General features: G+C 58.0%; 23 protein-coding genes. 12 read left to right on the forward strand and 11 right to left on the reverse strand.

From position 1 onward, the window contains the following. Positions 1–368: 368 nt before the first annotated feature. Positions 369–719, reverse strand: a complete 351-nt coding sequence (locus Q0Y02_RS05015) for a hypothetical protein (protein WP_297765247.1) — start codon at positions 717–719, stop codon at positions 369–371. A gap of 160 nt (positions 720–879) precedes the next feature. On the opposite strand from Q0Y02_RS05015, the gene Q0Y02_RS05020 reads away from it, so the two are divergent. Beyond that, entirely contained in the window at positions 880–1986 is a 1107-nt protein-coding gene (locus Q0Y02_RS05020) for a cellulase-like family protein (RefSeq protein ID WP_297765249.1), read from the forward strand. 144 nt (positions 1987–2130) lie between these two features. Here the strand turns inward: Q0Y02_RS05020 and Q0Y02_RS05025 are convergent, their stop codons facing one another. Further along, the gene (locus Q0Y02_RS05025) at positions 2131–3048 is read right to left on the reverse strand and encodes a homoserine kinase (RefSeq protein ID WP_297765252.1); all 918 of its coding nucleotides are present in this window, start codon (positions 3046–3048) and stop codon (positions 2131–2133) included. Positions 3049–3162: 114 nt separating this feature from the next. On the opposite strand from Q0Y02_RS05025, the gene Q0Y02_RS05030 reads away from it, so the two are divergent. Both Q0Y02_RS05030 and Q0Y02_RS05035 read left to right on the forward strand, forming a co-directional pair. Then, positions 3163–3771 carry an outer membrane beta-barrel protein gene (locus tag Q0Y02_RS05030; protein ID WP_297765255.1) on the forward strand — a complete coding sequence of 203 codons (609 nt, stop codon included), beginning with the start codon at positions 3163–3165 and terminating at the stop codon, positions 3769–3771. A gap of 65 nt (positions 3772–3836) precedes the next feature. Continuing rightward, positions 3837–4865 carry an alpha/beta hydrolase gene (locus tag Q0Y02_RS05035; RefSeq protein ID WP_297765258.1) on the forward strand — a complete coding sequence of 343 codons (1029 nt, stop codon included), beginning with the start codon at positions 3837–3839 and terminating at the stop codon, positions 4863–4865. Between the two features lie 169 nt (positions 4866–5034). Here the strand turns inward: Q0Y02_RS05035 and Q0Y02_RS05040 are convergent, their stop codons facing one another. Further along, the gene (locus tag Q0Y02_RS05040; protein WP_297765262.1) at positions 5035–5802 is read right to left on the reverse strand and encodes an ATP-binding protein; all 768 of its coding nucleotides are present in this window, start codon (positions 5800–5802) and stop codon (positions 5035–5037) included. A gap of 378 nt (positions 5803–6180) precedes the next feature. On the opposite strand from Q0Y02_RS05040, the gene Q0Y02_RS05045 reads away from it, so the two are divergent. The 4 genes from Q0Y02_RS05045 to Q0Y02_RS05060 all read left to right on the forward strand — a co-directional run bounded on the left by Q0Y02_RS05045 (position 6181) and on the right by Q0Y02_RS05060 (position 10256). Next, positions 6181–6468 (forward strand): hypothetical protein, encoded by a 288-nt coding sequence (locus Q0Y02_RS05045; protein ID WP_297765265.1) that lies wholly within the window; start codon positions 6181–6183, stop codon positions 6466–6468. A 15-nt stretch (positions 6469–6483) separates the two neighbouring features. Further along, on the forward strand, positions 6484–7842 hold the full coding sequence (locus Q0Y02_RS05050; RefSeq protein WP_297765268.1) for a DUF2868 domain-containing protein: 1359 nt from the start codon (positions 6484–6486) through the stop codon (positions 7840–7842). Continuing rightward, complete coding sequence (locus Q0Y02_RS05055) at positions 7839–9269, forward strand: GTPase/DUF3482 domain-containing protein (protein ID WP_297765271.1); 1431 nt, start codon at positions 7839–7841, stop codon at positions 9267–9269. Before Q0Y02_RS05050 ends, Q0Y02_RS05055 begins: the two co-directional genes overlap by 4 nt. A 261-nt stretch (positions 9270–9530) precedes the next feature. Next, positions 9531–10256: a DUF1963 domain-containing protein gene (locus Q0Y02_RS05060; RefSeq protein ID WP_297765274.1), complete on the forward strand. Its 726-nt coding sequence runs from the start codon at positions 9531–9533 to the stop codon at positions 10254–10256. A gap of 219 nt (positions 10257–10475) precedes the next feature. On the opposite strand, the gene Q0Y02_RS05065 is transcribed toward Q0Y02_RS05060, so the two are convergent. Beyond that, a complete protein-coding gene (locus Q0Y02_RS05065) occupies positions 10476–11387 on the reverse strand; it encodes an AraC family ligand binding domain-containing protein (protein ID WP_297765277.1) in 912 nt (303 codons plus the stop codon). A gap of 103 nt (positions 11388–11490) precedes the next feature. On the opposite strand from Q0Y02_RS05065, the gene Q0Y02_RS05070 reads away from it, so the two are divergent. The 3 genes from Q0Y02_RS05070 (at position 11491) to mmsB (ending at position 15400) form a co-directional block, all read left to right on the forward strand. Beyond that, positions 11491–12990 carry a CoA-acylating methylmalonate-semialdehyde dehydrogenase gene (locus Q0Y02_RS05070; RefSeq protein WP_297765279.1) on the forward strand — a complete coding sequence of 500 codons (1500 nt, stop codon included), beginning with the start codon at positions 11491–11493 and terminating at the stop codon, positions 12988–12990. Positions 12991–13205: 215 nt separating this feature from the next. Then, a complete protein-coding gene (locus Q0Y02_RS05075; protein ID WP_297765283.1) occupies positions 13206–14357 on the forward strand; it encodes an acyl-CoA dehydrogenase family protein in 1152 nt (383 codons plus the stop codon). 155 nt (positions 14358–14512) lie between these two features. After that, a complete protein-coding gene (mmsB, locus tag Q0Y02_RS05080; protein WP_297765285.1) occupies positions 14513–15400 on the forward strand; it encodes a 3-hydroxyisobutyrate dehydrogenase in 888 nt (295 codons plus the stop codon). A gap of 125 nt (positions 15401–15525) precedes the next feature. On the opposite strand, the gene thpD is transcribed toward mmsB, so the two are convergent. The 3 genes from thpD to Q0Y02_RS05095 all read right to left on the reverse strand — a co-directional run bounded on the left by thpD (position 15526) and on the right by Q0Y02_RS05095 (position 18995). Then, positions 15526–16458 (reverse strand): ectoine hydroxylase, encoded by a 933-nt coding sequence (gene thpD, locus Q0Y02_RS05085; RefSeq protein ID WP_297765288.1) that lies wholly within the window; start codon positions 16456–16458, stop codon positions 15526–15528. Positions 16459–16755: 297 nt separating this feature from the next. Next, positions 16756–17904, reverse strand: a complete 1149-nt coding sequence (locus tag Q0Y02_RS05090) for an alkane 1-monooxygenase (protein ID WP_297765290.1) — start codon at positions 17902–17904, stop codon at positions 16756–16758. A gap of 71 nt (positions 17905–17975) precedes the next feature. Continuing rightward, the gene (locus Q0Y02_RS05095) at positions 17976–18995 is read right to left on the reverse strand and encodes a putative solute-binding protein (protein WP_297765293.1); all 1020 of its coding nucleotides are present in this window, start codon (positions 18993–18995) and stop codon (positions 17976–17978) included. 192 nt (positions 18996–19187) lie between these two features. Here Q0Y02_RS05095 and Q0Y02_RS05100 point away from each other — a divergent pair, with 192 nt between their 5' ends. Continuing rightward, entirely contained in the window at positions 19188–20204 is a 1017-nt protein-coding gene (locus Q0Y02_RS05100) for an AraC family transcriptional regulator (RefSeq protein ID WP_297765296.1), read from the forward strand. Between the two features lie 200 nt (positions 20205–20404). Here the strand turns inward: Q0Y02_RS05100 and Q0Y02_RS05105 are convergent, their stop codons facing one another. After that, on the reverse strand, positions 20405–20713 hold the full coding sequence (locus tag Q0Y02_RS05105; protein WP_297765299.1) for a putative quinol monooxygenase: 309 nt from the start codon (positions 20711–20713) through the stop codon (positions 20405–20407). Positions 20714–20742: 29 nt separating this feature from the next. Further along, positions 20743–21444, reverse strand: coding sequence for a lysophospholipid acyltransferase family protein (locus Q0Y02_RS05110; protein WP_297765302.1), 702 nt, complete (start codon positions 21442–21444; stop codon positions 20743–20745). 177 nt (positions 21445–21621) lie between these two features. Here Q0Y02_RS05110 and rlmF point away from each other — a divergent pair, with 177 nt between their 5' ends. Further along, positions 21622–22560 carry a 23S rRNA (adenine(1618)-N(6))-methyltransferase RlmF gene (rlmF, locus tag Q0Y02_RS05115; protein WP_297765305.1) on the forward strand — a complete coding sequence of 313 codons (939 nt, stop codon included), beginning with the start codon at positions 21622–21624 and terminating at the stop codon, positions 22558–22560. 146 nt (positions 22561–22706) lie between these two features. Here the strand turns inward: rlmF and Q0Y02_RS05120 are convergent, their stop codons facing one another. After that, entirely contained in the window at positions 22707–23888 is a 1182-nt protein-coding gene (locus tag Q0Y02_RS05120; protein WP_366516909.1) for a DUF3800 domain-containing protein, read from the reverse strand. A 64-nt stretch (positions 23889–23952) separates the two neighbouring features. Beyond that, the gene (locus Q0Y02_RS05125; protein ID WP_297765308.1) at positions 23953–24468 is read right to left on the reverse strand and encodes a hypothetical protein; all 516 of its coding nucleotides are present in this window, start codon (positions 24466–24468) and stop codon (positions 23953–23955) included. Positions 24469–24595 lie beyond the last annotated feature (127 nt).

The following is a 24595-nucleotide window of genomic DNA, read 5'->3' on the forward strand; positions in this document are numbered from 1 at the left end:
ACGAGCTACGAGCTACGAGCTACGAGCTACGAGCTACGAGCTACGAGCTACGAGCTACGAGCTACGAGCTACGAGCTACGAGCTACGAGCTACGCTCGATGGATAAGAAAAGGTTGGAAAGTTCCCAAGGCTTCGGCATTTCTTACGAAGCCGCTGTAGGAGCACCTCTTGAGGTGCGAACCGCGCTTGCGCGGAAATCGACCGCAGGGCGATCAGGAATCTCAGGGCTCGACAGGTTTCAGAAAGAATGGCGGTTAGATTGATCTTTGTCGCCTCGCTAAGCTCGGTTCGCGGCTCAAGCGCCGCTCCTACATTACTCCCTCAATCCTCGCCAAGGCTCGGTTCGCGCCGCTCGTCACTCGCAGCTCCTAAAGCTCCCGGATCGGAATCAACGTGGGTGGTGGTGGCGGTGGGGTATTGTCGCGTAGCTCCGGTGGGCGCACGTTTTCCGCCTGCCGTTGGCGCAACTCCTGCTGTTCGTCTTCCAGATAACGACTCTCAGGGCTGACCGCATTCATGCCCCGGCTTTCATCACTGGTATCCAACTCACGTGGTGATTCCAGATACATGGCCTCCAGCTCGCTGCCGTTCAGTGGCTGCGCGGGGATCTGCTCCCGGGTTTGTGGGGCATCATCATCCGGTGGCGCAGAGTCAGGCAATTGTTCTGCCGCCACGGCCAGGCCCGGGGCCATTAACAGGGCAATCATTATTTTTTTCATAACCCGATCATAGCGCTCCCTTACCCGGGGGGAAACCGGCTTGTGAGCGCCATCAAGTGTCAAGGCGGGTCAAAAATTACCGGGCGGGCACAGGGCCATTGAGGCCGTCCGGGAAAACGGTATGCTGGAGCGCTTAATCTGAAACGGGTGCAGGGCCTGGATGGCACAGCAAAATAGCGCACAACCCTTGGCGATGGCCTGCTGGGATCTATCCTGGCTGCTCGACCGTGACACTCGTCACGGCGCCTTTGCGTCGCTGGAAAAAGTGCTCGATGAAACCCAGCAGCGTGGTTTCAATGCCCTGCGCCTGGACCCTTGCCCCCACCTGATTGCCTGCCCGGAAAACGGCGTCCACCTGGACCGTTGCGAACTGCAGGCACCGGGCCATGACCCGGTGGAAGTGAAGATTCGCCATAGCCTGCAGCAACTGCTGCAATCCGCCCACGAGCGTGGCCTGAAGGTGTGGTTCAGCAGCCGCTTTGTGGACGACAGCCGTGCCCGTCGTTCCTTTGTGCGGCGCCCGGAAGATTTTATCGCGGTGTGGAGCGATACCCTGGCGCTGGTGCAGGAATGGGGGTATCTGGATGACGTGGCCGGGGTGGATTTCTGCCACCAGTTCCCCGCCCTGCCCTATGCCCACGGCGTTACCCGCCGGGTATTCAACCGCTCCCCGGACCGGCCTCTGCCGCAGCGCTGGTCCGCCAGCGCCGCCGAGCGCATCGAAGCGTATCTGCTGGAGATTCCCCGCGCCCTGCACGCCCTGTTTCCCAGCGTGCCCATCGGTCTGAGCACCACCACTCGGATCAGCGAGCAGTTGCGGCAACTGGATACCAGTGAGCTGGATTTTCTCGATTTCAGCCTGTGGCTGGATGATGATCCGCGCTATCGGCTGGCCAGTGGCGAGGCGGTCCCCATGACCGTGCTGGCCCGGCGTCTGGCCAGCCCGATGAAGCAGTTATTACTGGATGCCGGTGGTATGCACTGGCAGCGGCGCATGGAAGACCAGTTACAGCGTCGCATGGCCTTTACCCGCCTGCGGCGGCTGCAGCCGGTGATCGGTGAAGGCTTCGTGCGCCAGCCCCGCGATCTGCGTCGCCTGCCCACGGGCTGGGCGGACCTGCACGAAATGATGGTGGTCAGCGCCCTCACCCAGGGCGTGGAAGCCATGACCCCCACCTCGTTGGCCTGCCCGGCCTACGACTGGCTGTGGCGGGAAGAAGAATACCTGGCGCACCTGAATCACCTGATCCTGTCCGGGTCGGAATAACGGTTTCAGCGGCAAGCTGCAACGCGACAAATCGCCGAGCGATCCATGCACTACAGTCGCCGCGTTCCCAGCTATGTGCGCGGGCACGGCCCAGCGGTTACTGCCACGTTGTCTCGTGTTGTAGCTTGTAGCTTGCAGCTCTCTTTACCCCGCCAACGCCTCAATCCGCCACTGAAAAATCCGCGCAAACTCCTCCGGGTCCTTGCTGCCCTGCCCCTCACTGTGTGCCGACACCGGCCCGGCCAGTCGCGACAGCCAGAAGCGCAGCGCCGCCACCGCCAGCGCTTCCAGTAACAGGCTGTCATCCAGCTGGCCGCCATGGCCGCGATAGCCTTCCAGCAATGCCTGCTCCCGCTCTGCCACCGGCTTGCCGTGACTGTCCACACACCAGTCGTTAAGGGTCACCGCCAGATCGTATTCCGGGTAATCCAGGCAGGCGTTGTAGAAGTCCAGCAGGGCGCTGATGCGGCCCTGTTGCCAGAGCAGATTGTCGCGGAACAGGTCGCCGTGGATCAGGGTGGTGCCGGCGGGGCGTGCCTGCCAGTCGCTCAATAATGCCGCGGCTCCCTCGCGGTGCTCCTCCGGCAGCTGGCTCAGCTGAGCGGCCAGCGTCTTCAGCCGCTGACGTTCATTGGGCAGGGTGTGCAGGGGGCCGGTATCACATTGATGCAGCCGTGCCAGGAGCGTGCCCACCTGCCGGCAGCGGTCCAGATCCACGGCAAAATCATGCTCGCCGGGCAGGCGAGGCATCAGCACCGCCGGCTTGCCGGCGACCGTGATCTGGTGCTCGCCGTCATGGTTCGTCAGCGGTGCGGGGACCGGCAGGTCCTGCCCGGCCAGGTTAGCCAGCAGCACCAGATAGGGGGCGAGGGCGTCGTGGTCCAGGGTTTCGAAAACCGTCAGCACCAGTGGCGCGGGCTGCTGGTGGCGATCCTCTGCTTCGATCAGGAAGGTGCTGTTCTCGATGCCGTGGCTGGCCGCCCGGAAATCCAGCAGCCGGTAGCCGTAACTATCCAGAACGGTGGCAAGCTGACTGTGACTGAGCGGCGTATAAACGGACATGGGTTTCCTTGTCGGCAAAAAGGCCGCAGATGACCGGACTCTGCGGGCGAGCAATGGTATAACGTCATGAAAATGACGACGCATCTCCAACAATAACAAAAAGGACGACTTGCCATGCGTTACGGGATTCTGTTTTTTGGTCTGCTGTTTGCTGCCACCAGCCAGGCGGACGGTGTGGCGCACTATCAGGACCAGCGTTTCGGCTATGTGGCCGGCAACCTGATGAATATCACCCTGGATTACGACAGCCGTGAGCTGACCCCCACCGGGGTGGGCGTGCGCCTGGGTGGCATGATCGACCCGCACTGGGGGGTAGAGTTGCGCGCCGCCGTGGCGCCCTCTGGCGATACCTGGCGGGCAGAGAACAGCCGCAACAAGGTGGATTACACGGTAGATCACATCGGCGCCCTGCTGGCCACCGGCCGGCTGCCGTTCCAGTCGCCGATCACCTTGCCCGTCGTGGATGCCTATGTGGATGAATTCTTCGTGCAGGGTTTTGCGGGGATTGCCGATGTGAAGGTGAAAACCAACCGGCGCCGTTGCAATGCAACACGCTGCCGCGATGATGTCTCGCGCAACGACGACACCAGCCTGGCCTTTGGCGCCGGTGTCGGCGTGCGCACCAGTTTCAATCTGGGGCTGACGCTCCAGTACATGCAGTACGTGGACAAGGATTACATCACCGTGACCGGCATCGAAGGCGGTCTGGAGTGGTATTTTTAGTGACGCTTCATGCTGCCTGCTTCACACAACACGGTGAAAGGCGGCAGTGACAGAGAGGAAAATCGATGAATCCTGCAGTATTCGAGCGTGGCGCGGTGCGCGCCCTGATGAGCCTGCCCGGTGCCGTGCTGGACAAGCTGTCCGCCGGCCTGGAAACCCACAGCCGCTCCCATCTGGATTCCCGCCTGCGCTTCCTGCTGGCGCTCAGCGCCGCCAAGCCGACGCTGGACAGTGGCACCGTGGAACAGGCTCGCCGCCTGTACCGTGACGTCATCAATCTGCTGGATGTGGCGCCGGTGTCATTGCCGGTGGTGGTGGATCACCAGGTGTCGCTGGACGATGGCAGCCAGATGCGGGTGCGGCGTTATCGCCCGGCCCTGGCACCGCGGGTAGCGCCGGCCATCATGTTCATGCACGGCGGCGGTTTCACCGTGGGTGGCGTGGACGAGTATGACCGTCTGTGCCGCTACATTGCCGACCGCACCAATGCGGTGGTGTTGAGTGTGGATTACCGCTTGTCCCCGGAACATCCGTCTCCAGCGGCGGCCGATGACTGCCTGGCTGCCTGGCGCTGGCTGCTCGATAACACCGCTGCCATGGGGCTGGACCCGCAGCGGCTGGCGGTAATGGGCGATAGTGCTGGCGGCAATCTCAGCACCGTGGTCTGCCAGCAGGCTAAACAGGCCGGCCTGGCCCTGCCCGCCCTGCAAGTGCTGATCTACCCCACCACCGACGGCGCCCTCAAGCACCCGTCGGTGCAGACCCTGGGGCAGGGCTTCGGGCTAGATCTGGCCTTGCTGACCTGGTTCCGTGCCCAGTTCATTCAGGACCCGGCACTGGTCGAAGACTACCGCGTCTCGCCCTTGCGTAACCCGGACCTGAGCGGCCTGCCGTCGACGCTCCTGATCACCGCCACTGACCCGTTGCGCGATGAAGGGCTGGAATACGGCGAAAAGCTGCGGGCGTCAGGGGTGGATGTCACCTCACTGGATTACCCGCAACTGGTCCACGGTTTCCTCACCATGGGCGGCGTTATCCCCGCCGCCCGCAAGGCCGTCAACGCCATCTGCGACGCTACTGTCCAGCGGTTGTGATTCAGCTACAAGCTTCAAGCCGCAAGCTACAACGCGATAAGGAACAGTGCATTCACGAACCATAGAGGCCGCGACCACACATTGGGCGCGGCCTCTATCCTTGAAGATACAGAAAGAGGTGATCCGCGTTGCAGCTTGCGGCTTGCGGCTTGTAGCTTGCAGCTCGCTCTTAAAACTCCCCCACAAACTGATTATAAAACTGCCGCGCCGTGCGCCCGGAGCGCACGCCTTTCTCCATGGAAAACCGCCGGGCGCGCACATGTAATTGATCCCGGTCCGCCACTTCACCAAACAAATGATCGACGATCTCGAAATACTGCGGCTCGCTGATCGGATAAAAACTTAACGCCAGCCCGAAGCGATCGGACAGGGAGATCTTCTCCTCCACCACATCGCCGTGATGAATCTCCCGGCCCACCACCTGACTCTGTTCATTGTCCTTCATGTATTCCGGCACCAGATGGCGGCGGTTGCTGGTGGCGTACAGGCGCACATTTTCCGGCGGCAGTTCCAGGGAGCCCTCCAGCACGCTTTTCAGGTGCTTGTACTGGTTTTCCCCGTCTTCAAACGACAGGTCATCGCAGTAGACGATAAAGCGCTGACTGCGCTCGCGGATATCATCGACGATGTCCGGCAGATCCTGCAGGTCATCCTTGTCCACCTCGATCACTCGCAGCCCGCGCGGCGTGAACTCGTTTAGCAGCGCCTTGACGATGGACGATTTGCCGGTGCCCCGGCTGCCCCACAGCAGCACATGGTTACAAGGCTCGCCGCGCAGAAAGCGCTCCGTGTTCTGCAGGATTTTCGCTTTCTGGGTATCGATGCCGAGCAGATCGTCCAGGCGCACCGGGTCCGGCCGGCTCACCGGTCGCAGGGTGCCGGAACGGCCACGCCAGATAGCGGCGGGAATGTTTCGCCAGTCGATAGTGGACGCCATGGAAACCTCATAAAGAGTAAAAAGAGCGGGAAAGCAGTTTACGGTCTGGCGGGTGCGGTTGCGAGAGACGCAATTACTGGGTGAAGCCCGGGTAGAAAACCCATTTTTACCACAGAGGGCACAGAGTCACAGAGGGGTTCAGGTTTTGCTTTTTTTTGCCGCAGCAAAACGAGAAAGGTTGACGTTTTCTGCATGCCATAAAGAAAGCATGAAATGGTTTTTCTCAGTGCCTCTGTGTCCTCTGTGGTAAAAGGTTTTTTGCAGATGCTGTAGCCTCAATAGATACGAAGCATGCGCCGGACGCGAACTTTATCTATCCTTGGGGTTCACAAGGTGTGCCGTCACCTGCCGGTGACGGAAAATTTCAGGAGATCGTCAATGAAAGCTGTTGCCCTGGTTGTGCCCGCTTTTGCCTTGCTGGTTACCGCCTGCGCCACCCAGTACGACACTGACTACCCCGCCGGGTTGCCGGAAGGCACCACGACTTGCCCGGATGATCCGCCCCAAGCCTGTACCATGGATTACCGCCCTGCCTTCGGCTATGACGAGCAAGGTGGCATCCTCGGCGAATACGGTAATGCCTGTGGTGCCTGCGCCACCGACGGGGTGAAATACACCTCGCCCAAACAGCTTCCGAAACCGGCCGCTGCCCCGGACGACAACTAACCTCGAGGTCGCCCCTTGCCCAAGGCCCTGACCCTGCTGCTGGATTTTGACGACCAGTACCGTCGCGATGTGCAACAGAGCCACGCCTTTCTGCACCGCCGCGACCGTCGCTTTGCCCAGCAGCAGGAAGAACACAAACAGCCGCTCACCGTGCCCGCCTGGCTGGCGGCCCTGCATGCCCTGAACGGCCAGCGCCGTGAATCCGGCGCCGACCCGCGCCTGCGCCACTGGCGCCAGGCCCGCTGGGTGTTTGCCGGCCTGGGCGCGCTGCTGGGGGTGGGCTTCATGCTGGGCCTGCTCTGGTATGACGGCAGCCGGCAGATCAACCTGACCCTGCTGATCGGCCTGGTGGCCCTGCAACTGCTGCTGGCCCTGTTTACCAGCCTGCAGGCCTGGCTGGGCTGGCAGCCCTGGGGCAGCCTGCTGGGGCCGCGCCAGGGCGACGATCCGCTGGCGCCCTTACGCCCGGCCCTGTGTGCCCGCATCGCTCACACCGGCGGCCTGTTATTTGCCATCAGCGGCCTGCTTACCCTGCTGGCCCTGGTGGTAGTGCAGGATCTGGCCTTCGGCTGGAGCACCACCCTGCAGACCTCCGCCGACGGCTATCACCAGATGGTGGCGGCCCTGGCTCAGCCCTGGCAGACCCTGTGGCCGGCAGCGGTACCCTCGGCGGAGCTGGTGAATGCATCGCAGTTCTACCGGCTTGCGGATACCCCTGCTGACAATCCAGCCCTGCTGGGCACCTGGTGGCCCTTTGTGCTGATGCTGTGGCTGGTCTATGTGCTGCTACCCAGATTGCTCCTGCTGATGCTGGCGGCCCTGCAATTGCGCTGGCAGGCAGGCCGGGCCCTGCGCGCCCACCCGGGCTGGCAGGGGCTGTTCTACCGCTTCGAGACCCCCTGGGTGGAAACCCGTGGCCAGGAAGAAACCCAGCCCGCCCCGGCGGCGGCGCAAACGGTACTGTCACCCCTGCCGGACAGCGCCACCCTGATCCACTGGGCCGGCGCGGCCATGGAGGCCGCTTCGCTGTTGCCTCGACTCAGTCGCGACCCGGCGCCGCTTCAGCGCCGTGCCGGAGGTAACAATTCCCTGGATGAGGATGCCCAGGTGCTGGAACAGACCGGCGCCCGCAATCAACCGGTGCTACTGATCACCCGGGGCTGGGAGCCGCCCACCGGTGAACTCAGCGATTTCATTGTCGATGCCCGCGACCACTGGCCCGCCGCCACCCTGCTGGCCCTGGTGCCGCTGGCGGACGAACAGGGCGCCGCGCTCACCGATGCCGGGCTGCTGGCCCAGTGGCAGCGCTTTGTGGACCGCCAGGGTGACAGCCAACTGCTGCTGTGCGCCCCCCGGGAACAGGAACAACCATGAACGAAACGGCCCAACAACAGCCCCGCTTTGCCGTGGTCGGCCACCCCAACAAGGGCAAGTCCAGCGTGGTGGCCACCCTGGCCCAGAACGACTCCATTGCCATCGCCATGGAGCCGGGCACCACCCGTGACAGCCACCGTTACCCCATGAAAGTGGACGACGTCACCCTCTACGAGCTTATCGACACCCCCGGCTTCCAGCGCCCGCGCAAGGTGCTGGCCTGGCTGCAGGGCCACAGCCTGTCCGCCTCCGACCGCCCGGAAACGGTGGCGGCCTTCGTCACCCAGCATGGGGATGATCCGCGCTATCACGACGAATGCGAGTTGCTGCGGCCCATCGTGGAAGGCGCCGGCATTATCTATGTGGTAGATGGCTCGGTGCCCTACAACCGCGAACACGAAGCGGAAATGAACATCCTGCGCTGGACCGGCCGGGCCAGCCTGGCGCTGATCAACCAGATCGGCAGCGACGATCACAGTGCCGATTGGGAAGCGGCCCTGGGCCAGTACTTCCAGATCGTGCGTCGCTTCGACGCGGTCCACGCCCCTTTCGAAAAGCACCTGGACCTGCTGCGCAGCTTCGGGCAACTGGCACCGGACTGGCGCGAACCGCTGGATGCGGCCCTGGAATACCTGCAGGCCCTCAAATTCGGTCGCGACAGCCAGGCCCTGGAGCACATCGCCGATGCCCTGATCGACATGCTCGGCCATCAGGAAAGCACCCGTCTGGGCGAACACGAGCCCGCCAAGCCGCTGTTGCCCAAGCTCCGCCAACGCTGGCAGAACTGGCAGCGCGAGCGGGAGCAGCGGCTACGTCGAGGGGTGGAAGACCTCTACCAGCATCGTCGCCTGCAACGGCAGGAAAGTGACCTGCTCACCCCGGACGATGGCGACCTGTTCAGCGAACGCACCCGCCAGCTCTGGGGCATCAGCAAGACCCAGCTGGCCGCCGCCGGTTTCGGCGCCGGTGCGGTGGGCGGCGCCGGCCTGGATGCGGTGACCCTGGGACATTCCCTGGGCACTGGCGCCCTTATCGGCGGCCTGCTCGGCGCTGCCGGCAGCTACTACTACGGCGACAAACTCACCCGCCTGAAACTGGGGCCCCTCAGCGGCGGCTTCCGCGAAGCGGTCTACGGCCCCCTGAAAGACCCCCAGTTCGCCTACGTGGTACTGGGCCGTGCCCTGGTGCACAGCTACGAAGTGAGCCAGCGCAACCACGCCGGCCGCGACGTGCTGGCGGTAAAAGACGCCGGCGAACACTGGCTGGAGCACATGGACCGCAAGGACCGCCAACGCCTGCACAAGACCCTGCAATCCCTGGCCAACCGCAAGTTCGAACCCGGCAAACGCCAACGGCTGATCGAGCAGCTGGAACAGGCGCAGCAGGCGTTCGCGCGCTGGCAGATGGAGCAGTTTGAGGGCGGTTAACAGTTAACAGCGACGCGGTTTGGCGTGGGTTCCGGTTTTCAAGGCCAGGGGCCGCGCACCCAGCTTTGCGCGCGGGCAGGGGCGTTATAGACAAGACAGCGGTGATTCGCGAACTGTTCACTGTTAACTATTCACTATTAAATGCCTTTTTTTGCATTCCGCTCAGTCAGCAAAACCGCCCTGGTGGCAGATTTGCGAAGGGTGTTCATTGCTCTGACACGAGAGTCTGGGCAAGCTGAAACGATCGAACGAGGACGTTTCATGCTGCCCGAAGAAATCAAACTCAAGCTTGCTCCCTTGTCCCGGTCCGCCTGGCGGCCCCGGGTGGGGCCTGCTGTGCCCGGTGCGCGCTCCAAGTTTGGTGGCCTGCCTTTGCTCAGGCCGGACGAATCCTGGCCCTGTTGCGGGCATTGTCATCAGCCCATGCAGCTGTTCGTGCAACTGGATTCCGGCGATCTGCCGGCGGACGCAGGGCAGCCTTTCGGAGATGGTGTTCTGCAGGTGTTTTACTGCACCAACATGGAAGAGGAATGCGAAGTACTCGGTCAGGCCCATTTGCCTTTCTCCGAGGCTTCAATGACACGGGTGATTCCCCGCGACCAGACCCACGGTTTCGATGCCCTGCCGGTGACCATTCCTGATGCCTTCCCCGAGCAATCCCTGACTGGCTGGAGCCGACACAACGATTTCCCCGATCAGCAGGAAACCGTGGCGATCAACGATGACCTGCCCGATGGCACCCTCGCCCTGCTCCATGCCCACCGCCCTGCCCCACGGGCCGGCGACAAACTGCTGGGCTGGCCACACTGGGTTCAACATGCGGACTATCCGGAGTGTCCCTGTTGCCAGAAAAAAATGCATTTTGTTATGCAGCTGGATTCCACGGACACCCTACCCTTCTGGTTTGGAGATTACGGTTGCGCCTATGTTTTCCAGTGTGAAAACCATGCCGACGTGATGACCATGACCTGGTCAAGCCGCACCTGATTTTAAAAAAATAATAAAAAATCATTCCTAAACATTGATTTAATTTCCGCCAATTACCGTAGGGTGCACTGAGCCTAAGGCGAACTGCACCATCAAGCGCGGAAAAGGTGCAGTTCGCTTAGGCTCAGTGCACCCTACATATCCGTTGGCGTGTTAAAGAATGAAAAAGCGCCGTGGGCCCTGCGCTGAAAGTGCTTTTGATTCAAGCCCACCATCGTCCTAATGCCCCCGCTCCCGACGATACCCCTGCGGCGAAATGCCCATCACTTTTTTAAACAATCGCGAAAAATAATAGGGGTCGTCATAGCCGAGCCAAGAGGCTATCTGCGCCACGGTATCGTCACTGATATCCAGCAGATAACAGGCATGGCTGACCTTGATGCGCTGGAACGCCTGCATGGGTGTTTGCCCGGTCTGGCGTTTGTATTCGCGAATAAAGTGGTAGCGCGATAACGCACTGGTGGCGGCCACCAGTTCGTCAAGATTGAGCCGGCGGGTGAGGGCGGTTTGCAGGTAGCTGTTGACCCGGTTGATATCCAGAGACGCGTGGCGGGTGGTGTGCTGGCGGCGCATCAGCGCGGCGAAGGCCAGCAGGCTGCGCAACAGGTTGGCCGCATAGACCAGGTGCTCCGGCTGCACCCGGGTGACGGCGGCGAGCAGGGCCTGAAATTCCTCCGCCAACCGCGAATGCACCCCCACCGTTACCCGGTAACGCTCAGGGCTGTCCCCGGCAATTTCGTCAAAATAACGCGGCGCTTCATCGCCACCCAGGTGCACCCAGTAAATGCTCCAGGGGTCGCTGTCATCCGCCTGGTAGTGATGCGCAAGGCCCGCCGGCAGCAGCAACAGGTCACCAGCCAGGACCGGCAACGTCTGGCCATTGACCTGTAATTGGCCTTGACCTGCGACGCAGTAAATCAACAGATCATCTGCCGGCTGCGCCCGCAGCATGCGGTGTCCACCGGCATGGGGGTAGTAGCCGACGCCATGGGGCAGGCAGCCGCGACAGAGGGGGTGTGCGGTCATGGTGGCCAGCACCGCCGGCGGAATCACGGTGCGCTGACCGGTGTCGGGCAGGGGCCAGCGGGAGGTTTCCGCCGGGTGGTGACCGGTTGTCGTCGAAAGGCTCATAAACCGCAATATAGTCCATTCAAGTCAAAAGTGGCTATCTCTATCGCTCAATCCCTGTGCTACAAAGGGACCCATACCGACAATACTTGCGTGGAGAGCTGTCATGACCCGTCGTCTGCCCCTGCTGATTAATGGCGAATTCGTCGCCAGCCAGACCGACCAATGGATTCCTGTGACCAACCCGGCCACCCAGGACATTCTGTGTGAAGCCCCGGCGGCCACTGGCGAGGAAATGGAGCAGGCCATTGCGGCGGGTAGGGCGGCGTTCCAGACCTGGAAAGAAGTACCGGTCTCCGAGCGTGCCCGGTTGATGCTGCGTTATCAGGCGCTGTTGAAAGAGCATCACGACGAGATTGCTGAAATCCTTAGCCAGGAAACCGGCAAAACCTTCGAGGATGCCAAAGGGGACGTGTGGCGTGGCATCGAAGTGGCTGAGCAGGCCGCCAACATCGCTTCGCTGATGATGGGCGAAACTGTTGAGAACGTGGCGCGCAGCATCGACACCCATTCCTGGACCCAGCCGCTGGGTGTGTGCGCGGGGATTACCCCGTTCAACTTCCCGGCCATGATTCCCCTGTGGATGTTTCCGCTGGCCATCGCCGCGGGTAACACCTTTGTGCTCAAGCCCTCCGAGCAGGATCCGATGACCCCGACCCGTCTGGCGGAACTGTTCCAGGAAGCCGGCGCGGCGCCGGGCCTGTTGCAGGTGGTGCACGGCGGCAAGGAACAGGTAGATACCCTGCTCACACATCCCGACATCAAGGCCGTCTCGTTTGTGGGCTCGGTGCCGGTGGGTCAGCACGTGTACCGCACCGCCACCGACAACATGAAGCGCGCGCAGTGTTTTGCCGGTGCCAAGAACCACATGGTGATCATGCCCGATGCCAACAAGGATCAGGTGGTCAGCAGCCTGGTGGGGTCGTCCTGCGGGGCGGCAGGCCAGCGCTGCATGGCCATCAGCGTGGCGGTGTTCGTGGGCGATTCAAAAGAATGGATCGATGAGCTGGCCAGCCAGTTTGGGCAGATTCGTCCCGGTGCCTGGAACGATCCGGATGCGGCCTATGGCCCGCAGATCAGTCCGGCGGCAAAACAGCGGGTGCTGAAAATGATCGAGCAGGGCAAGCAGGAGGGTGCCACCTGTCTGCTGGATGGCTCCGATTGCACCGTGGAAGGCCTGCCTGATGGCAACTGGGTCGGGCCGACCCTGTTTACCGATGTGACTGCCAACATGGCGATTTACCAGGAAGAAATTTTCGGCCCGGTATTGTGCTGTGTGTGCGTGGATTCGCTGGATGAGGCGTTGGAACTGGTCAACAACAGCCCCTATGGCAACGGCACCTCCATCTTTACCGCCAGCGGTGCCGCCGCGCGGAAATATCAGCACGAAGTGGAAGTGGGGCAGGTGGGTATCAACGTGCCGATTCCGGTGCCGCTGCCGTTCTTCAGCTTCACCGGCTGGAAAGGCTCGTTCTACGGTGACCAGCACGCGTACGGCAAACAGGGCGTGCGTTTCTATACGGAAACCAAAACCGTCACCAGCCGTTGGTTCGATTCGGATATCCCGGTTGCCGCTGGGCCGAACATGAGCATTAATTTGAAATAAATTTTCACCACAGAGGGCACTGAGGCACAGAGGGTTTTTAGATTCATTTTTCTTCAGGCGTAGAAGATAACGGAAAAAGTTTCCGATTTTCTGAAAGCTATAAAGAAAACATGAAATTATTTTTCTCGGTGAACTCTGCGCCCTCTGTGGTAAAAAAATACTGTAGGAGCCATGCTCGCATGGCGAAGAAATCACGATAAAGGTGACAAAACGTCGTGGACTTTTCTTTCACAGAAGAACAAATCGCTTTCCGCGAAACGGCTAGACAGTTTTCTGAAAAAGCACTGGCGCCGTTTGCCGCAGAATGGGATGCCAAAAGCCTCTTCCCCAAAGACGCCATTCGCGAAGCCGGCGCGTTGGGGTTCTGTTCCCTGTACTGCGATGAAGAGCACGGGGGCATGGGATTGAGCCGGCTGGATGCGGCGTTGATCTTTGAACAACTCTCCCAGGGTTGCACCTCCACCACCGCCTTCATCACCATCCACAATATGGCCACCTGGATGCTCACCCGTTTCGGCAGCGATGTTATCCGGGCCCGCTGGGCGGCCGATTTGATGAGCGGGGAAAAGCTGGCGTCCTACTGCCTCACCGAACCGGGTGCCGGTTCCGATGCGGCCTCGTTAAGTACCACCGCGAAAAAAGACGGCGATGATTATGTGTTGAACGGCGCCAAGGCGTTTATTTCCGGCGCCGGCGATACCGATGTGTTGGTGTTGATGGCGCGCACCGGCGGGCCCGGTGCCGGCGGCATTTCCTGCTTTGCGGTGCCGGCGGATGCTCCCGGCGTCAGCTATGGTCGCAACGAAGCCAAGATGGGCTGGAAGAGCCAGCCCACCCGGGCGGTGATTCTGGAAGACGCACGCATTCCGGGCGACTGCCTGATCGGTGAAGAAGGGCAGGGCTTTCGCATCGCCATGGCCGGTCTGGATGGCGGGCGTATCAATATCGCCAGCTGCTCTCTGGGCGCCGCCCAGGCGGCCCTGCGCCAGGCTCAGCAATACGTGCAGGAACGCAAACAATTCGGCCAGGCCATTGGTGATTTCCAGACCGTGCAATTTACTTTGGCAGATATGGCCACAGAGCTGGTGGCAGCCCAGCAGATGGTGCGCCTGGCCGCCTGGAAACTGGATCAGAATCACAGCGACAAAAGCATGCTGTGCGCCATGGCAAAACGCCTGGCAACGGACCTGTGTTTCAACGTCTGCAACCAGGCACTGCAACTGCATGGCGGCTACGGCTATATCAGTGAGTATCCGCTGGAGCGTTACGTGCGTGATGCGCGGGTGCACCAGATTCTGGAAGGCACCAACGAAATCATGCGCGTGATTATCGCGCGAAATGTACTGAAAGATTTATCGTTTTTATAAGAGAAAAATCACCATAGGAGCGGCGCTCTCTGTGCTCCTCGAGTGCGAGCCGCGAACCTGCTCGCGAAAGCCGTGCAAGTTTCATTCGCGGCTCATACTCGCAGAGCACAGAGAGCGCCGCTCCTACAGCAATAAAATACGAGGGAGAGATAACAATGAAAATCGGATTCTTCGGTGTCGGTCATATGGGTGGGCCTATGGCGGCCAATTTGGTAAAGGCTGGCCATGAGGTAGTGGCGTTTGACCTGATGCCCGCCTTGCTGGAAATCGTCGTTAAGGAAGGTGCCAAGGCGGCGAGTAGTGCGGTTGACGCTGTCGCCGGAGTCGACGTGGTTGTCAGCATGCTGCCGTCAGCGGGTGCGGTTCGTGGTCTGTACCTGGGCGACGAAGGTGTGCTGTCGCACATTGATAAAAGCGCCTTGATCATCGACTGCTCCACCATCGATGCAGACACCGCCCGTGACGTGGCTGCTATTGCCAGAGAGCAGGGCAGGGAGATGATCGATGCGCCGGTGTCAGGCGGTGTCGGCGGTGCCAAGGCCGGCACGCTCACCTTTATCTGTGGCGGCCCCAGCGACGCCATCGACCGGGCCCGACCGGTACTGGAATGCATGGGCGCCCAGGTGTTCCGTGCCGGAGACAACGGCGCTGGCCAGCTGGCTAAAATCTGCAACAACATGCTGCTGGCCATCCACATGATCGGCACCGCCGAAGCCCTGCAGATGGGCGCCGACCACGGCCTGGACCCGGCGGTCCTGTCCGAGATCATGAAAGCCAGCTCCGGCGACAACTGGTCCCTGGACAAGTACAACCCCTGGCCCGGCGTCATGGAAAACGTCCCGTCATCCAAAGACTACGAAGGCGGCTTTGCGGTGAAGCTGATGAACAAGGACCTGGGGTTGGCGCTACAAGCGGGACTGAGCACCCAGTCGGCGACCCCCATGGGTAACCTGGCCAAGTCCTTGTATGCCGCCCATGGTAATCACGGCTATGCGGACAAGGATTTCTCCAGTATCCAGCGCTTCTTTCGCCACAAGGAGTAAGGCAGTTAACAGTTTACAGTGAATAGTTAACAGCGCGCGAGAGAGCGTCACTCCAACTGAAATGATAAAGGCCGCGCCCAAATCGGGCTGCGGCCTTTTTTGTTTTCGCTGTTAACTGTTCACTGTTAACTATCGTCCGCTTGCCAAAGCCGATCCGGATCATGCCCAAGAAAACGCGGGCGCCGTTTTCTGGCTGCATAAGGTTTATGGCAGGCGTTGTCACGCCGGTTGAAAACGAAGAACACATTGCTGCGCGGGTCCGGTGACATATTGGCGTTGGAACCGTGCAGGGTGTTGCAGTCAAACAGCAACAGGCTGCCCGCCGGGCCGGTGGGGGCCTCGATGCCATAGCGGTCGATCATTTTTGTCAGTGCGTGTTCAGAAGGCACGCCAATCTGTTGGGTCTTCAGTGACTGCTTGTGATGCTCCTGTGGTGTAGGGCCCACACAGGGAATGAAGTGTTTGTGTGAGCCGGGGATCAGCATCAGCGGGCCGTTGAACAGGTGATTGTCCGTCAGAATGATGGAGGCGCTTACCGCATGCATCTCTGGCATGCCGTCTTCTGCATGCCAGGTTTCAAAATCCGAATGCCAGTTGAATCCCTTGCCCTTGAAGCCCGGTTTGTAGTTGATGCGGGACTGATGCACATAGTGGCCACCACCGAGGATCTGCTCCACCCGTTGGGTCAGGCGCGGCTCGCGGGCCAGGTGCTGGAATGCCCGGTGCAGAAAGTGCACGGCAAACACGGAGCGGATCTTTTGGCTACCCGGTTCGGTGATCGTGAAAGGTTTGTCCCGGTAGTCATCCCGGTTGAGCAGATCGTTCATTGCCTCGGTCAGCGTGGCCACCTCGTCAGCCGGCAGAAAACCGGGCTCGAAAAGAAAGCCGTTTTTCTCAAAATGATCAAGCTGATGTTCCGTTAATGGGCCGGGCAGATGGCGGCCTTTTACCGTTTGTTCCCGGCGCTCGTGCCAAGGTTTTTCCGGGTGCTGCTGCAGCCGGGTGGGGTAGGGGTCGGCCTGAGTCGTGGCCAGGCAAGTCAGGTTCTGCGCTGACATCAAATCACCTCCGCGATCTAATCCACCGTTCAGAAACCGCCTGCGGTAAGGCGTTAGTTGCAGACATGAACCAGACAGAAATGCAGCCGCCAGCGGGCCACGGGGCTGGGCCGCTGGCAGGTGCGTCGGGTTCGTAATACAAGTGGCCGACAGAATTGTCGGCGACCCAAAAGATAAGGATTAGGGGAATATTTTCAAGAGCGGGCGGTGATCTGGTCGGACAGTATTGGGCTATCTATGCCGCACGCCAGCAAAGGGCGCTGGTGGGCAGCACATCGCCGCCCACCGGTGTCATGGTTAGGCAATATTGTTGATACGCGGGCCTTCGCGGAACAGCTGATCCAGCTCACCCTGATAGTAGGCTTCCACCCGCGGGTTCATCACGCTTTTCCACAGTGGCGGTACCATGGCCAGTAGCATCATGGCGGAATAGCCGGCGGGCAGCTGCGGGCTCTCGTCATAGTGGCGCAGCACCTGGTAACGACGCTTGGCGTAGGCATGGTGATCGCTATGGCGTTGCAGCTGGAACAGCACCAGATTAGTGATCAGGAAATTCGAGTTCCAGCTATGCGCGGGGGTGACCCGCTCATAGCGACCGGTTTGCAGTTGGCGACGGTGCAGACCGTAATGCTCGATGTAGTTGACGATCTCCAGCGCCAGCGCCGCAAAGAAACTCTGGCCAACAAAGAACAGCACACCCTGCCAGCCCCACAGCACACCGAAGGCCACCGCGAACAGGAAGGAGATGCTGTACCACCAGATCAGTTCGTTATGGATGCTGATGTTGTTCTTGCCCTTGCGTTCCAGATACTGCTTTTCCAGGCGCCAGGCATTCTTGAAATTTCGCACAAACGCCTTGGGAAGAAAATCATACAGAGACTGGTTATAGCGGCTGGAAGACGCATCATCCGGGGTGGACACATGCACATGGTGGCCACGCACATGCTCCACCTTGAAGCCGCCATAGGTCACCGACGACAACAGCAGGCCGCCCATCCAGTTTTCCACCTTGGGGTCCTTGTGAATCAGCTCGTGGCCCAGGTTGATGGCGATCATGCCGCCAAGCAGGCCGATGGACATGATCCAGCCGAGCATTCCGGCCCAGGAATAGTCATTGCTGACGAACACATGGCCGGCATAGAACAACAGGCCCAGCCAGGCCACGGCCAGTAGCAGGGGCAGGGCGCGGTAGCTCTTGTCCTGCGACAGTTCGGGAACCTGTTTTTCTTCATCCGGGTTCACCGGATCTTTGCCAACCAGGTAATCCACCACCGGCACCAGAATGAAGAACACTGCCAGGATCATCCAGGCCCAGAGATTCTGGGTGCCCTGCTCACGACCCACCAGAGCGGAAAACGGCACCATGGGAAGAAAAAGCATCCAGCAGGCCAGGTAGCCCCATTTTTTCAAACGCAATAAGGTATCGGGATTGAGTTTTTCCAACATGATATTGCCTCTCATAATGCTGTGCAGATCACTGCAAGATGACGTTGAAAGAAAAGAAATAATCGATCAGATCACTCGACGGGATTGACGCATTCCGCGCGGGACGGATTGCCCTTGCAGCGCACCTTGCGCAGCAGGCTCATCATGTCCTTGTCGTACACACCCTGATTGGCAAGATCGATGCGAGCCTGGCGAAACATTTCGTCATAGCGGGTGGTTTCTGCGTCAGAAATATTGATCCACCATTTTTCATCTACTTCGCCGTCGGCGTTGTTGATGATGCGCATAGCACGGTCAAATTGACCGGCCAGATATTTACGCGACTGGTCGGCAAAGCCTGCTGGGAAAAGATCCTTGCGAAGAATCAGCTGTGCACTCAACTGGCCGAGTACCAGATCAATGATGCCGCCGTCCGGCTGCATACCCTTGTACAGTTCCAGGGCGGAATAACCGAAGATGGGCGCGAAGCAGGTATCCACGGAACCGTTATTGAAACGGGTGGAAAAATTGGTGATATCCGACATCACCGGCGACATGCCCACACGCTTAGCCATGTTCGCCTCGGCCACATCGTATTCCAGCACCGCAATGGATTTGCCCGCCAGTTCTTCCACCGTATCGATGCTGTTGTCCTTCACGAACAGATAGGCTGCGCCCATGGGCACCAGGCCGCCGAACTCATAGGGCCCGGACACCAGGTGTGGATTCACCTTGGGGTTACCGCTGGCCAGGATCGACACCACCATGCGCATGGCATCGTAATCGGGAATGGCGCCGATGGAATCCATGCTGCCGGTATAGCTGATGAACTGACGGCCACGGATGCCGGTAAGCAGGGCGCCATCGCATTGTTTCGCCTTCAAATCCTCGGCGGCGATCTTCTCGTCGGTATAGGGCTTCAGTTCAATGTCCACGCCCCAGCCAAGCGCGGCGGTCTTGAAGTCCTTCATGATGCCGTAGAAATCGCCGTTGGCACCGACAAGGTCGAACACGCAAAGCGTGCGGTTGTTGCTGATGCTGGCATGGGCGCTGTTGGCAACCAGTGCCATGGAAACCACGAGAAAAATAATTAATTGTTTTGCATATGTCATGACGTTCTCCCTGGTGAAAGGCAACCCATCAGTAAGGTTTTTTTGTGCTTTGTTGCCTTACTGTTCGTTTGTAGTGCTCGGGGTTCGAACCGTGGAGATCGATGCTAGATATGCGTCCGGTGCTAGGGTAGGTTGTCTGTAGACAGATGGGGGTCATTTTTTGACAATGCGAATTTTCAGGTTTTGCCGGTCATGAACCAGCCGATGGAATGGGCACTCTCCATCAACTATCTCCGCCAAGTGGCAGACCAGCTGACCGAGATGGGGATCGACGTTGCCCCCTGGCTGGCGGCCCATGACCTGTCACTGGCCGATCTTGAACAGGCGGATGCCAGCGTTCCCTGGGAGGTGGTCCGTGCCCTGTTTCTGGAAGCGGAAGCGATCACCGGGGAGCCGGCCCTGGGCCTGATGGTGGGTGAGCGGCTACGCATCAATAATCACGGCATGGTCGGCTATGCGGCCATGAACAGCGGCTCTGTCCGCCAGGTGGTGGAATTGCTGGAGCGCTTTATCCCCCTGCGCATCAACCTGGTCATGGTCAGCCATCAGGTGGATGGCAAATACCTCAACCTGCAGATCCGGGAATTGCTGCCGCTGGGTGAGGTGGGGCCCTTCCTGCTGGGCGCCGTGGTGGTGGCGGTAAAGAACGTGCTGGACTTCATCACCCTGGGCAACTGTCAGGTGGCCCAGGCCAGCTTTACCTTTGCCGAAGCCTTCGACCGGGAACTGGTTCGATCCCTGTTCCGCTGTCCGGTTCGCTACAACCAGGGCTGGACCGGTCTGTCCCTGCCGCTGAATGGGGTGGATCAGCCACTGAGAACCGCGGACCCGGCCGCCTTCGAGCATGCGGAAAAACTCTGCGAGCGGGAATTGCAGAACCTGGTATCGGATGTCTCTGTGTCAGCACGGGTGCGCCGGTTGATGCTGGCCAAGCAGGTGAACTTCCCCTCACTCACCGTCACCGCCCGCATATTGCACATGACTCCGCGAACCCTGCACCGGCGCTTGCTGGATGAAGGCACCTCGTTCCAGGAAATCCTCGACGAAGTCCGCCACGCCCTGGCCATGGAATACCTGAAAAGCCAGCACATGACCATTCAGGAACTGGCCTACACCCTGGGCTACGGCGACACCGCCAACTTCCGCCGCGCCTTCAAACGCTGGACCGGCGTGGCGCCGTCGTTTTTTCGGGAAAACAGTGAGGAGTGATGTAAGAGAAAATCTCTCATGCTGCTGCAATGTCCACGAGCCCCTAAAGGTTGCTGCTTTTAGAATTTTGTGGGAACGGAGCGCAGCGGAGTAACGCCTGCAAGGCGGGTCGCAGGCTGAGCGAAGCGAATAACCGATGCTCGCATCGCGAATAACGGCGGAGCTACAGGCGCGCAGGCGATCAAGTCCAGGTAACCCGCCTATACCGACCTGGCACCCTGAATATCGTAAGCCGTAAACGCCCGCTCCATCAGCCCGAGCTGCTTTGCCGCCTCCCGCCATGGCGCAATATGCGGCGCTACCAGATGCGCATCCAGGGAGTTATTGTCTGGCCAAAGCTCGGAAAAGCGAATCAGGCCGGGATCAAACAGATCTTCCGCCACATCGTAGGCAATGCAGCCATCCTGGCTGCGCGTGGCATCGACAAAGGTTTTGAGGTGCGGCCTGACGGCGCCCATGGATTCAGGCGGGAAGCGGAGGGTGCCGAAAACGGCAACGTTTTTTTGCATGGTTATCCCGGGTTCTGACGTTGAGTCTTTCAGGTGCTCGCATGTTCCGTGAGCATTTCCTGCAGGCGACTTTCCAGCGCGGCATGAAAGGCATCACCGGCTTCAGGGTCCTCGTCTGTGCCATTGTCAGGCGGTGACATGGGCACATTCAGATAGTGAACCAGTTTGGCCGGCTTGGGAATGATGGTGCCGTACTTGCCAAAAATAACCGGGGCGGCCAGTTTGTAGCGGCTGTACACCCAGTCGGTCACCGGGTTCGATACCACGTGATAAATGTCATCTGCCGCCGGGCAGGCGGAAAGAATCACCGGGGCGCCGGTACGCATGGCCAGCTTTGCGAACCCTTTTCTGTCACTGATATCCAGCTGGTATTTCTGGCTGCTGGGCCGCAGTGCTTCACGCATGCCGCCCGGCGCTACCAATACCAGCTCGCCATCACGCAACAGGCTTTCCGCATTGTGCTGTGAGCCCTCAACGAAACCGTAAGCGGTCGCCATATCGCGTAATACCGGCACCTTGAAGATATAGCGATCACCCAGCAGCCACACATCTCGCCCCAGTTTGGCCTTGATCGCAGCAGCAAGCAGGCCGCTGTCATAGGTGGCCAGGGAATGGTTCACCACAATCAGGGCCGGCCCGTTGGCTGGGATGTGCTCCAGGCCTTCAACGCGATGCTCGTGATAGCGGGCAGCGCGGTTCATGACGGTGTCTGCGATATTGATGATGTTCATAGTGATAGGTTGATCCGAGTCTGTTCGTTATTGCGAAGAGAACCAGTGGTGCATTGTTTTAATCGCTTCGGGCTTGCCGCAACACCCTGACAGTCGATTATGCCCGAGACACATAAAAACATTATAATCACGGGATAATGCTTATCTACTATAATGCTGATCCCACGCCTCAAGCCTATGACTGTAAAGACCCGCCATCGAAGTCAGAAAAGCCCGTCCAGGTCGGTTAAGGGTCTGCACCCGCGGAATTTACACAATCAGGGCTATGATTTTCCTGCATTGGTAACAAGTTGCCCGGCGTTGGCCCCCCATGTGAAGCCGAACCCTTACGGCGATCTTTCCATCGATTTCTCAAACCCGTTGGCAGTCAAGGCACTCAACGCCGCGTTACTAAACCGATACTACAACATTGCCGATTGGGATATTCCGGACGGTGCACTTTGCCCTCCCATTCCTGGCAGGGCTGACTATATCCATTACATTGCGGATCTGGTTGGGCCTGAAAATAGCGACATCAGACTGCTTGATATCGGCACTGGCGCAAACGGCATCTACCCGCTACTGGCATGCCGGATTTACGGCTGGCAGTGCGTCGGCAGTGATATAAGCCCCCTGTCGCTTGCAAATGTGGGCACGATTATCGACAGCAATGCCGATCTCAAAGAACGTTTTACCCTGCGCACCCAAACCGACAAGAACCATATTTTTGAAGGCATCATACAGCCGGATGAGTATTTCGATGTCAGTGTATGCAACCCGCCTTTCCATGCCTCGCAGGATGAGGCACTGAAAAGTAGCCAACGTAAGGTCTCTAACCTGGCGCGCAATCGCGGTGAGGAAAAGGCGAAAACAAAGGCGTCGAATCTAAACTTTGGTGGGCAGGGCGCTGAGCTTTGGTGCAAGGGCGGCGAACTGTTGTTTCTCAAGAAAATGATAAGAGAAAGTCAGGTGTGTTCATCGCAATGCCGCTGGTTTACCAGCCTGGTATCAAAAGCCGGCAATGTCAGGCCGTTGAAGAAATTGATGCTGAAGGTCGGCGCCGTTGAGGTGCGGGAAATTGAGATGAAGCAGGGGAACAAGGTTGCCCGGGTGCTGGCCTGGACATTTTTCGAGTAGATGACTCGGAAATAGGGGCATTGGGGGTCAGGTTTTGCCTGTTGCTACTTGGGGCACGGGGGAAGACCTGATCCTCGTTACTCAGCGCCAGCGAATAACGCAAAAGGCGCGTAGCATCCGCCGTTAGACTGAAGCGGTTTGTTAAATTATTTGTTGAGTGCATGTAAGAATTCAGCCAACTCAGGATACTCTGGCCCCTTCAGCAAATCGACTTCGCCTTTACTAGCAACTAAATAACTATTCCTGGCCTTGTTAAAGCGCTCTAATAAGGGAAGAACTAGACTATTTACTCGCTCCACAAAGTCATAGAGATCTGAGTAGCTACTGGGTATTTTATACCCATGATTACAGCTAGCTATTAGCACATCTTTATCTCTCAGTTTTGATACAATTTGGGATCTGATGGCTTGCTCTGTAACACTACTAAAGCCACAGCTTTGTAAATGCTCAAGCAATCTTTTGGTCGCTATATATCCATCTTCGGATGAGAGTCGGCTATTGAACACTAGATGACTTAAAACACACACCTGAAGTCTTGTCTCTTCGTCATTATATTCACGGTGCTTTTCAATGTATATTTCAGCCTTGGAAAGCGCATGATAATGAATGAAACGATCATACTCTTTGCTAGTCCTGTCGGGCTCGAAATACGCCTGATGTTTAGTTGGCCATTCTTTTACATCTAATGCCTTTGACTTAATTAATGACCTATAGCTTTCAAGTAGCGCCTGATTGGACTTGTCCTCGTACACCTTCGCAAGCGTACCAACAAGAAAGTCAGCTAGCTGGACAAGTACATTGTCATGACTTGAAACCAAATTTAACTCAGAGTCCCAGAAAAGATCTGGTTTATGATTCTTTTCGATATATCTTTGAAAGCTTAGCTTGAACTCGTCACCACCATGCTCATCGGCAAAAACCGTAATACTTGGGAAGTTTTCAAATAGCTGTTTGTATAGAAGACCATTAATAAACTTTAAAAATGATCTTTTATACTTGAAACCTCCATCACGGCCTAAAGCATCTTTCTCTACAGCTACTGCGTAAAACTTGAAATCTAGTTCTAATATACTGCCAAGTATTTTTATTCTGCGCGCATGACCATCCCTGTCCCTAACACTGCTCGACTTTATCTCCCCTTTTTGGAAGTACTTTGCACGAATAGTTTCAACTTCATGTCTTAATGAGTCAAATTTATCATTATCTATGACTACTGCGCACACGATGAAATACTTAGACACATCCCGCTTGGAAGTATCTAAGTCTGTATTTCCCGATTCATCAATGAACGCTAGTGTTTTGATAATGCTCTGACTCCATGAGGTAATTTAACGCCCGCGTATTAGCCGCGAGATTGCGAGCGTGCCAATTGACACGTTTGTTATGTGATGGCTACAGCACAACTTGACCGTCATCATATGAATTCTTTGACTGATACCTATGAACTGGTCCATAAGCTATTTCTCTAAGATCACCCAAATACAAATTATCGATTGGTCCGTGAACATCAGGCTTGTCTATGGCCACTCTGAACTCTTCTTGGTGGGAGAATATATTTCTTTTTCTAAAAGCACCGACTTCGCCTTCATGTGTTTTTTGGCAAAAATACTGCACATAATCTGCTTTATATCTAATATTAGATTCTTTTAGCTTAATATCTAGACGCTCCATAAAGGCATTAGCATTATGTATGAGTACAAAGTACTCCCCAAACTCATCCCATAGTCGTTCGTCAAACACTTTCCCTTCCATAGATCGTGATATTGACTCTTCGCTAAGTACATAAAAACAGAAAATATGTGAATATTCAGGGGTTCCCTCTCGCATACAAAAAGGTGCTTCTATTTTAAATTTTCTTCCACCAATTTTTACGGATGCGCCCTCGTGTTGATGGTAGCTGCTAGCCATCTCAAATTTATCAAACTGTCCAACGTCCTCATTTTCACAATCTGAAAAAATCCTGTTGTATTGATATACACTCGGCCATTATTAACAAAGTCAATTAAGTGTGATTTTGTTTTTGCGAATTTTATCA

It is taken from the genome of uncultured Alcanivorax sp. (assembly GCF_947258575.1).
GTDB lineage: Bacteria > Pseudomonadota > Gammaproteobacteria > Pseudomonadales > Alcanivoracaceae > Alcanivorax.

Bases quoted from the DNA above. Each gene is read 5' to 3' on its own strand.
- Q0Y02_RS05020 (WP_297765249.1), top strand. From the start codon at position 880: ATGGCACAGCAAAATAGCGCACAACCCTTGGCGATGGCCTGCTGGGAT.
- Q0Y02_RS05090 (WP_297765290.1), bottom strand. From the start codon at position 17,904: ATGTTGGAAAAACTCAATCCCGATACCTTATTGCGTTTGAAAAAATGG.
- Q0Y02_RS05125 (WP_297765308.1), bottom strand. From the start codon at position 24,468: ATGGCTAGCAGCTACCATCAACACGAGGGCGCATCCGTAAAAATTGGT.
- Q0Y02_RS05040 (WP_297765262.1), bottom strand. From the start codon at position 5,802: ATGGCGTCCACTATCGACTGGCGAAACATTCCCGCCGCTATCTGGCGT.
- rlmF (WP_297765305.1), top strand. From the start codon at position 21,622: ATGACTGTAAAGACCCGCCATCGAAGTCAGAAAAGCCCGTCCAGGTCG.
- thpD (WP_297765288.1), bottom strand. From the start codon at position 16,458: ATGTCAGCGCAGAACCTGACTTGCCTGGCCACGACTCAGGCCGACCCC.
- Q0Y02_RS05095 (WP_297765293.1), bottom strand. From the start codon at position 18,995: ATGACATATGCAAAACAATTAATTATTTTTCTCGTGGTTTCCATGGCA.
- Q0Y02_RS05030 (WP_297765255.1), top strand. From the start codon at position 3,163: ATGCGTTACGGGATTCTGTTTTTTGGTCTGCTGTTTGCTGCCACCAGC.
- mmsB (WP_297765285.1), top strand. From the start codon at position 14,513: ATGAAAATCGGATTCTTCGGTGTCGGTCATATGGGTGGGCCTATGGCG.
- Q0Y02_RS05070 (WP_297765279.1), top strand. From the start codon at position 11,491: ATGACCCGTCGTCTGCCCCTGCTGATTAATGGCGAATTCGTCGCCAGC.
- Q0Y02_RS05055 (WP_297765271.1), top strand. From the start codon at position 7,839: ATGAACGAAACGGCCCAACAACAGCCCCGCTTTGCCGTGGTCGGCCAC.
- Q0Y02_RS05060 (WP_297765274.1), top strand. From the start codon at position 9,531: ATGCTGCCCGAAGAAATCAAACTCAAGCTTGCTCCCTTGTCCCGGTCC.
- Q0Y02_RS05065 (WP_297765277.1), bottom strand. From the start codon at position 11,387: ATGAGCCTTTCGACGACAACCGGTCACCACCCGGCGGAAACCTCCCGC.
- Q0Y02_RS05035 (WP_297765258.1), top strand. From the start codon at position 3,837: ATGAATCCTGCAGTATTCGAGCGTGGCGCGGTGCGCGCCCTGATGAGC.
- Q0Y02_RS05025 (WP_297765252.1), bottom strand. From the start codon at position 3,048: ATGTCCGTTTATACGCCGCTCAGTCACAGTCAGCTTGCCACCGTTCTG.
- Q0Y02_RS05100 (WP_297765296.1), top strand. From the start codon at position 19,188: ATGAACCAGCCGATGGAATGGGCACTCTCCATCAACTATCTCCGCCAA.
- Q0Y02_RS05045 (WP_297765265.1), top strand. From the start codon at position 6,181: ATGAAAGCTGTTGCCCTGGTTGTGCCCGCTTTTGCCTTGCTGGTTACC.
- Q0Y02_RS05015 (WP_297765247.1), bottom strand. From the start codon at position 719: ATGAAAAAAATAATGATTGCCCTGTTAATGGCCCCGGGCCTGGCCGTG.
- Q0Y02_RS05105 (WP_297765299.1), bottom strand. From the start codon at position 20,713: ATGCAAAAAAACGTTGCCGTTTTCGGCACCCTCCGCTTCCCGCCTGAA.
- Q0Y02_RS05110 (WP_297765302.1), bottom strand. From the start codon at position 21,444: ATGAACATCATCAATATCGCAGACACCGTCATGAACCGCGCTGCCCGC.